Raw genomic sequence first — 6,254 nt, forward strand, 5'->3', positions numbered from 1 at the left:
CGCCGAGGGCGGGTCAGCCCTGCTTCGGCCCGGTCTGCTGCACCACCTCGAAGGACCACAGGGTGGAACCGGACGCGGCGGGCTTTGGACGCTCGCCGCCCTCGGCGGCGCCGCCCTGCTGGTGCGCGGCCTTCATCGGGCCCTCCATCCACGCCTGGAACGACTCCTCGTCCCGCCACCGGGTGTAGACGAGGTACTGGTCGGTGCCCTCCACGGGGCGCAGCAGCTCGAACCACTCGAAGCCGTCCGAGGAGTCCACCGTGCCGGCACGGGACGCGAAGCGCTTCTCCAGGACCTCGCGCTGCTCGGCGGGCACGGACAGTACATTGATCTTCACGATGCTCATACCGCCCATCGTGCCGCATGGTGCGAAAGGGCCGCAGGCCAGGGCCGGAAGGCACGGCCGCTCAGCCGTGCAGCTTCAGCCCCTTGGTGATTTTGTCGACGATGCCGCGCGGGCCGTATACGGCGAGTCCCACCAGATCGAGGTTGTCGGCGGTCACTGCCCGCACGGCCGCCCGGTTGTCGTCGTCGTTGCCCGTCGTGAACATGTCGGCGGTGTACAGCGCGGTCGGCACGGCACGGCTGAGCGCACGGGCATGCGTACGGGTCAGCGCGCCGGCATCGGCGGTGTAGCACAGCACCGGCTCCCGGAGCAGCGCCAGATAGTCGTGGCCGGAGGCGTCCTCGTAGCGCTTGCCCATGATGTCGCCGGAGGCGTGTGCGATACCGCTCGCGAGGAACGCGGTGACGTTCAGCTTCTGCCAGACGGCGAGGTCGTCCCGGACGATCACGGCGATCTTGGTGTCGAAGCGGGGAGCGGCCGGGGCCGTGCGGGGGGTTGCGGTTGCGGTCGGTGCGCTCGGTGTGGTCGGTGCGGTCGTCATAGGGGGAGTCTCGTCCGGCATCCGGACTGCCGTATTGAACGCTGGTGCGGCGCGGCAGACTGGGGCGATGAGCACGAAGCAGGACGGGGACTGGGCGCGGTACTGGCGCGATCCGGACCGGCCCCTGGAGGCGATGCACGCGCACTTCGTCCGGCATGTCTTCCACCCGCACAGCCATGACGCCTATTCGTTCGCCGTGACGGAGACCGGCGCCCAGCGCTTCACCTGCCGCGGTGCGGGCCACACCAGCGCCGCCGGCATGGTGATGGCGTTCAACCCGGACGACCCGCACGACGGGGAGTCCGCCGTCGAACTCGGCTTCACCTACCGGATCATGCACATCGGCCCGGACGTCGTACGCGCCGTGCTCGACGATGTGACCGACGGCCGGGGCGCCATGCCGCTGTTCGACCGCCCGGTGGTCGACGATCCGGTGCTGGCCCGCGCCCTGCGCAGACTGCATCCGGCGCTCGTCGGCGGGGCGGATCCCCTCGTACGGGAGGAGCGGCTCACCGCGGCCGTCGAGGCCATGGTGCGGCGCAATGCGTCCCGCGGCGTCGCGAGTGCCGGGCCGCGCGAACTGCCCGTGGGTGCACAGGCCGGGGCGGCCCGCCGGGTGCGCGATCTGCTCATGGCGGCCTACGACCAGCCGCTGACCGCCCAGGAACTCGCCGGCGCCGCGGGATGCAGCCGCTTTGCGCTCTACCGGGCGTTCCGGGCCGAGTACGGCATGGCGCCCAGTGACTTCCAGCGGCTGCTGCGACTGCGCCGTGCCCGCGCCCTCCTCGTCGACGGCCGTGCCACGTCCGAAGCCGCCACCGAAGCGGGCTTCGCCGACCAGGCCCATTTCCACCGCTGGTTCGTGCGCTGCTTCGGCGTCACACCGGGGGTGTTCCGCCGGGCCGGTGCGCGGGCCTGAGACGGGGCGCGGGGGCGAGGGGCGCCGTGCGTGGGCGTAGGGGGCGGGCCGGCGGGTGGACGTAGGGCACGGACAGGCGCACGGACAGACGCACGGAGGTGAAGGAACCGGCCCGTTGCGCCGGTGCGTTGCGCCGGCTCGGTACGTCGGCCCCGTCACCCCAGCGGCGGCGGCACCCGCACCGCAGCGGGCGGCGGGGCGTTGCGGGATCGGCGTCTGCGCAGGGCGATCAGCAGGGCGGCAGCCGTGAGCAGCAGCACCTGTAGGCCGCCGGCCGTCAGCAGCCAGGCCGGGACACCGCCCACCACCAGCAGCGAATCGGTGTAAGTGATCCGTTGGTACGGGGTGTCCCCGGCGGCGCGGAGGAGTTCGTGGTCGCCGGTGATGCGACGGGGCTGCGGGAAACGCTGGTCGATGGCGGTCAGGAACGTCCGGCGCGGGCCGCTGAGGTCACGCAGCGCCCCCTCGGGTGTGATCCGCCCCGCGAAGAAGACTTCGGGCCTGGTCCCGCCGATGGCGCTGCGCGGCTCCATCCGGTGGGGTGCGAGCACGTAAAGACCCAGCGACTGCGGTGTCTTGGCGAGACGGGAGAGCCGCATGGGGTAGACGAGCCGGTCGCTGGCGAAGGACAGCCGCAACGGTTCGAGGGCCCCCGTCAGCGGGCGGTCGGCTTCGGCCGGGGCCAGCCGGATGGCCACGTACTCCCATCGCTGCTGCACATACGGGCGCAGCGCGCTCGCGAGGGAGGCGGGGAGCTGGAAACCATGTGATTTCAGCCAGTTGCGCAATGCCGCCGGGTCGGTGGCGGTCAGCCGGGCGACGTCGAAGGGCCCCAGCCGCTCACGGCCGACCACGCCGACTCCCGGGCCGCGGGCGCCGGGAGCGGGCGCCGCGGCGCCGTCGTACGTCCCGCCGAACGGCCAGTCGCCGCTGCGGGGCCAGAAGTAGTGGCGCTCCTCGACGGCCGGTGCGGTCAGCGCGCTGAGCCGGTCGAACAGCTCGCGGTCGCCGAGCCGGACGGTGGCCCGGTGCGGTACCGGCATGATCCACGCGGCGTCCGGCGCCGTGCCGTCCACCGTCAGGCTCATGACGATCTGCTCGGACTTGCCGTCCCAGTGCACCACCGAGGTCTCGCGGTTCACCGCCATGGTCGTCTTCGGGTCGTGCACCATGGCGCCGCAACCACAGGCGTACGCCGGCCTGGCCAGCGACACCAGCTGCACGGCCAGCAACATCAGCACCACCAGCAGCGCCCGCCGCCGTCCCGTAGTGGCACACATCGCGGCAGCCGCGTCCGTCCCCCTGCCCCTCATCCGTCCCCCCGATCAGCACTCGCCGCTCCACGTGGTCGGCAGCGACACAGACGGCGACGGTGGTATGGCTGGTTCCGCCCGGTCGTGACGCTCCTGAACTCCGCGCCGTGCCATGGAAGAACGCCGAGGGCCCGGCCGGAAAGATCCGGCCGGGCCCTCGTATGCCCAAAGGGGAGTGCTGCGCGTCAGACAGCCGAGTCGGCCGTGGCCGGACGGCGGGCCGCATTGCGGATCTCGCGCGCCTCCGCCTCGGTCTCGACGGCCGGCGGGGAGCCGGGCAGCGGCTTGCGGGCGCTCTCCGACATCAGCAGAACGGCGATGCCGCCGATCACGGCCGCCGCCATCATGTAGTAGGCGGGCATCATCTTGTTGCCGGTCGCGCCGATCAGGGCCGTGACCACCAGCGGCGTCGTACCGCCGAAGAGCGACACGGAGACGTTGAAGCCGATCGACAGCGAGCCGTAGCGGACCTTGGTCGGGAACAGCGCGGGCAGCGTGGACGGCATCGACGAGGTGAAGGTGACCAGCAGCAGTCCGAGCGCGGCCATGCCCAGCGCGATGGCGACCAGCGACCCCTGCCGGATCAGCAGCAGGGCGGGGACGGACAGCACCAGGAAGCCGATGCAGCCCGCGGCGATGACCGGGCGGCGGCCGAAGCGGTCGGTGAGCCGGCCCGCGAACGGCTGGACGCCCATCATCAGGACCATCACCGCCAGCACGACCAGCAGCCCGTGCGTCTCGTCGTACTTCAGCTCCGAGGTCAGGTAGCTCGGCATGTACGACAGCAGCATGTAGTCCGTGACGTTGAAGACCAGGACCAGTCCGACGCACAGCAGCAGCGACCGCCACTGACCGAAGATCATCTCGCGGACGCCGATCCGCTTCTCGGCCTCGCGGCGCGCCTTCTCCTTCGTCCGCGCTTCCTTCTCCAACTGGGCGAAGGCCGGGGTCTCTTCGAGTCGCATCCGCAGGTAGAGGCCGATGATGCCCATCGGTCCGGCGATCAGGAACGGGATGCGCCAGCCCCAGGAGTTCAGGTCCTCGGTGGACAGCAGCGCGGTCATCAGCGTGACCAGGCCGGCACCGCCGACATAGCCGGCGAGGGTACCGAACTCCAGCCAGCTGCCGAGGAATCCGCGCTTCTTGTCGGGCGCGTACTCGGCGATGAAGGTGGAGGCGCCACCGTATTCGCCACCGGTGGAGAAGCCCTGTACCAGGCGGGCGACGAGCAGCAGGATGGGCGCCCCGACGCCGATGGAGGCGTAGGACGGGATCAGGCCGATGGCGAAGGTGCCCGCCGCCATCATGATCATGGTGATCGCGAGGATCTTCTGCCGGCCGATCCGGTCACCGAGCGGCCCGAAGACCATGCCGCCGATGGGGCGTACCAGGAACGCCGCCGCGAACGCTCCGAACGTCGACAGCAACTGCGCGGTCGGATTCCCGGACGGGAAGAAGACGTGTCCGAGGGTGACCGCGATGTAGCTGTACACGCCGAAGTCGAACCACTCCATCGCATTGCCGAGCGCGGCCGCCGACACGGCACGTTTGACCATCGCGGGGTCGACGACGGTCACGTCGCCCGATGTCTGGTACGCCGGATCCGCCTTCCGGTCCTCCTGGGGATCGGGTGCGGTATCGGCACGGCTGCCGACGGGGTGACGGGGCCCGGGTGCGACGGGGGAATGCGTCGGCACGTGTTCGCTCGCCTGCGCTCTCTTTGGACGACAACATGACTACGCCCGCCATGGGGTGGCGGGCCGCGGCCCGCCATGCGGCGGCGGGCAAAGGTCGACCATAGGGGCAGACCGGATCATCACGGACAGTGCGCGGTCGACCGCGCAGGTGGCCGTATACCCGCTCCTTGCAGGGGAAACGCCCTTTCGCGAAGCAATCCACGGCACTTATGCCTGTGATCCATATCGCGGTGATCCGCTGCAACCGTCGGGCGATTGTGAGGTGCGTCACGGGATGTGTCGCCGGATATGTCGCGGGGTGGGGTGCGTGCCGTAGGGCGACCCGGGGCGCTAGCGGGAGTGCCGTGGCAAGGGCGGTATGTGTGGGATGTGCGTGTGGTCCGGACGTGAAAACGGCGCGGCGGCATAGTCCTGACCGCCGCGCCGATGTGGATCGTCGCGTTCCCTCAAGGATCAGCCATGACCGCCCGCCCCGCCACTCGGGGCCGGCGCGCAGGCCGGGCCCCGGAACGGACCTCGGGACGGGCCTCGGCCGGCCCCGCGGGGGCGTTACCCGGCCGGGCCCGCGGCACTCCGCCGCCTCACGGCATCACACCCCGGTACTCCGCCGCCTCACGGCATCCACGCCTCGTACGACATCACCTCCCCCGACTTGATCTTGAACTCCGGCTCGTCCTTGGTGAAGGTCACCTCCAGCCCCAGGAGTTCGCCGGTGCGCGGATCGAAGATCACCATCTGGCGGGTGGAGTTCGTGGCGCCGTCGGGGCCGTCGTACACATACGCCTGCCCGCGCCGGCCCAGCCGGTCGGTGACCACACCCGCCTGCCGCAGCCCGCCCGCATCGGCCAGCATCCGGACGACGGCGGCCGTCTCCCGCGGGCCCGGGGTCCACTCCTGGCGGAAGGAGGAGAGTGCCGACAGGAGCTGCGGAGTCGTGCGGGTGCCGCCCGGCCCGCCGTACAGCCACGACAGCTGTTCGCGCAGCGCCGCGGGGTCGGTCGACGGCCTCGTACGGGAGGCGAGGCCGCTGTGCTGGGCTTCCGAGCCCGCCGGATAGGTCTTCCGGTGCAGGACCTTCCCGTCACGGACGGTCTGCCAGTGCCCGTCGTTGTCGTGGATCACCGGGCGGCCCGGATGCCGCGGGTCGGTGGCCACGACCAGCTCCGAGCCGCTGCCGTCGTCGTTCCAGTGGGTGATGCGCTCCTCGGGCACGGTGACGGGGGGCGCGGCGTCCGGGCCCGACTCCATGCTCATGTACCAGCTCTGGAGATGGCTGCCCCGGAGCGGGCCGTCCGCGGCACCGGCCGTGCGCGCCCTGGCCTCCGCCCTGCGGGCGAGGACGTCCAGCGAGACGGACGGCGCATCGGCGTGCAGGGGGAGGGCGACGGGCGCGGCGACGGCGGGGCTGCTGCCGGCGCCGGAAAAGGTGAGCGCCACA

General features: G+C 71.4%; 6 protein-coding genes. 1 reads left to right on the forward strand and 5 read right to left on the reverse strand.

Annotated features, from left to right (window positions below):
* Nucleotides 1-13 precede the first annotated feature (13 nt).
* Both M8I34_RS18360 and M8I34_RS18365 read right to left on the reverse strand, forming a co-directional pair.
* Nucleotides 14-346, reverse strand: coding sequence for an antibiotic biosynthesis monooxygenase (locus M8I34_RS18360; RefSeq protein ID WP_244415000.1), 333 nt, complete (start codon nt 344-346; stop codon nt 14-16).
* Between the two features lie 61 nt (nt 347-407).
* Nucleotides 408-887 carry a DUF2000 family protein gene (locus tag M8I34_RS18365; protein WP_250050499.1) on the reverse strand — a complete coding sequence of 160 codons (480 nt, stop codon included), beginning with the start codon at nt 885-887 and terminating at the stop codon, nt 408-410.
* 67 nt (nt 888-954) lie between these two features.
* Between M8I34_RS18365 and M8I34_RS18370 the strand changes: the two genes are divergently transcribed.
* Nucleotides 955-1,806 (forward strand): AraC family transcriptional regulator, encoded by an 852-nt coding sequence (locus M8I34_RS18370; protein ID WP_250050500.1) that lies wholly within the window; start codon nt 955-957, stop codon nt 1,804-1,806.
* A 155-nt stretch (nt 1,807-1,961) separates the two neighbouring features.
* Here the strand turns inward: M8I34_RS18370 and M8I34_RS18375 are convergent, their stop codons facing one another.
* From M8I34_RS18375 to M8I34_RS18385, 3 genes are all read right to left on the reverse strand, one after another.
* Nucleotides 1,962-3,086 carry a DUF2330 domain-containing protein gene (locus M8I34_RS18375; RefSeq protein ID WP_250050501.1) on the reverse strand — a complete coding sequence of 375 codons (1,125 nt, stop codon included), beginning with the start codon at nt 3,084-3,086 and terminating at the stop codon, nt 1,962-1,964.
* A gap of 218 nt (nt 3,087-3,304) precedes the next feature.
* Complete coding sequence (proP, locus tag M8I34_RS18380) at nt 3,305-4,816, reverse strand: glycine betaine/L-proline transporter ProP (protein ID WP_250050502.1); 1,512 nt, start codon at nt 4,814-4,816, stop codon at nt 3,305-3,307.
* 612 nt (nt 4,817-5,428) lie between these two features.
* The coding region (locus tag M8I34_RS18385) for a CU044_5270 family protein (protein WP_250050503.1) at nt 5,429-6,254 on the reverse strand (826 nt) is incomplete at its 5' end.

This window comes from Streptomyces sp. MCA2, assembly GCF_023544705.1.
Classification (GTDB): domain Bacteria; phylum Actinomycetota; class Actinomycetes; order Streptomycetales; family Streptomycetaceae; genus Streptomyces; species Streptomyces decoyicus.

Excerpts from the sequence above, each read along its gene's own strand:
- M8I34_RS18360 (WP_244415000.1), bottom strand. The coding sequence starts at position 346 with ATGAGCATCGTGAAGATCAATGTACTGTCCGTGCCCGCCGAGCAGCGC.
- M8I34_RS18365 (WP_250050499.1), bottom strand. The coding sequence starts at position 887 with ATGACGACCGCACCGACCACACCGAGCGCACCGACCGCAACCGCAACC.
- M8I34_RS18370 (WP_250050500.1), top strand. The coding sequence starts at position 955 with ATGAGCACGAAGCAGGACGGGGACTGGGCGCGGTACTGGCGCGATCCG.
- M8I34_RS18375 (WP_250050501.1), bottom strand. The coding sequence starts at position 3,086 with ATGTGTGCCACTACGGGACGGCGGCGGGCGCTGCTGGTGGTGCTGATG.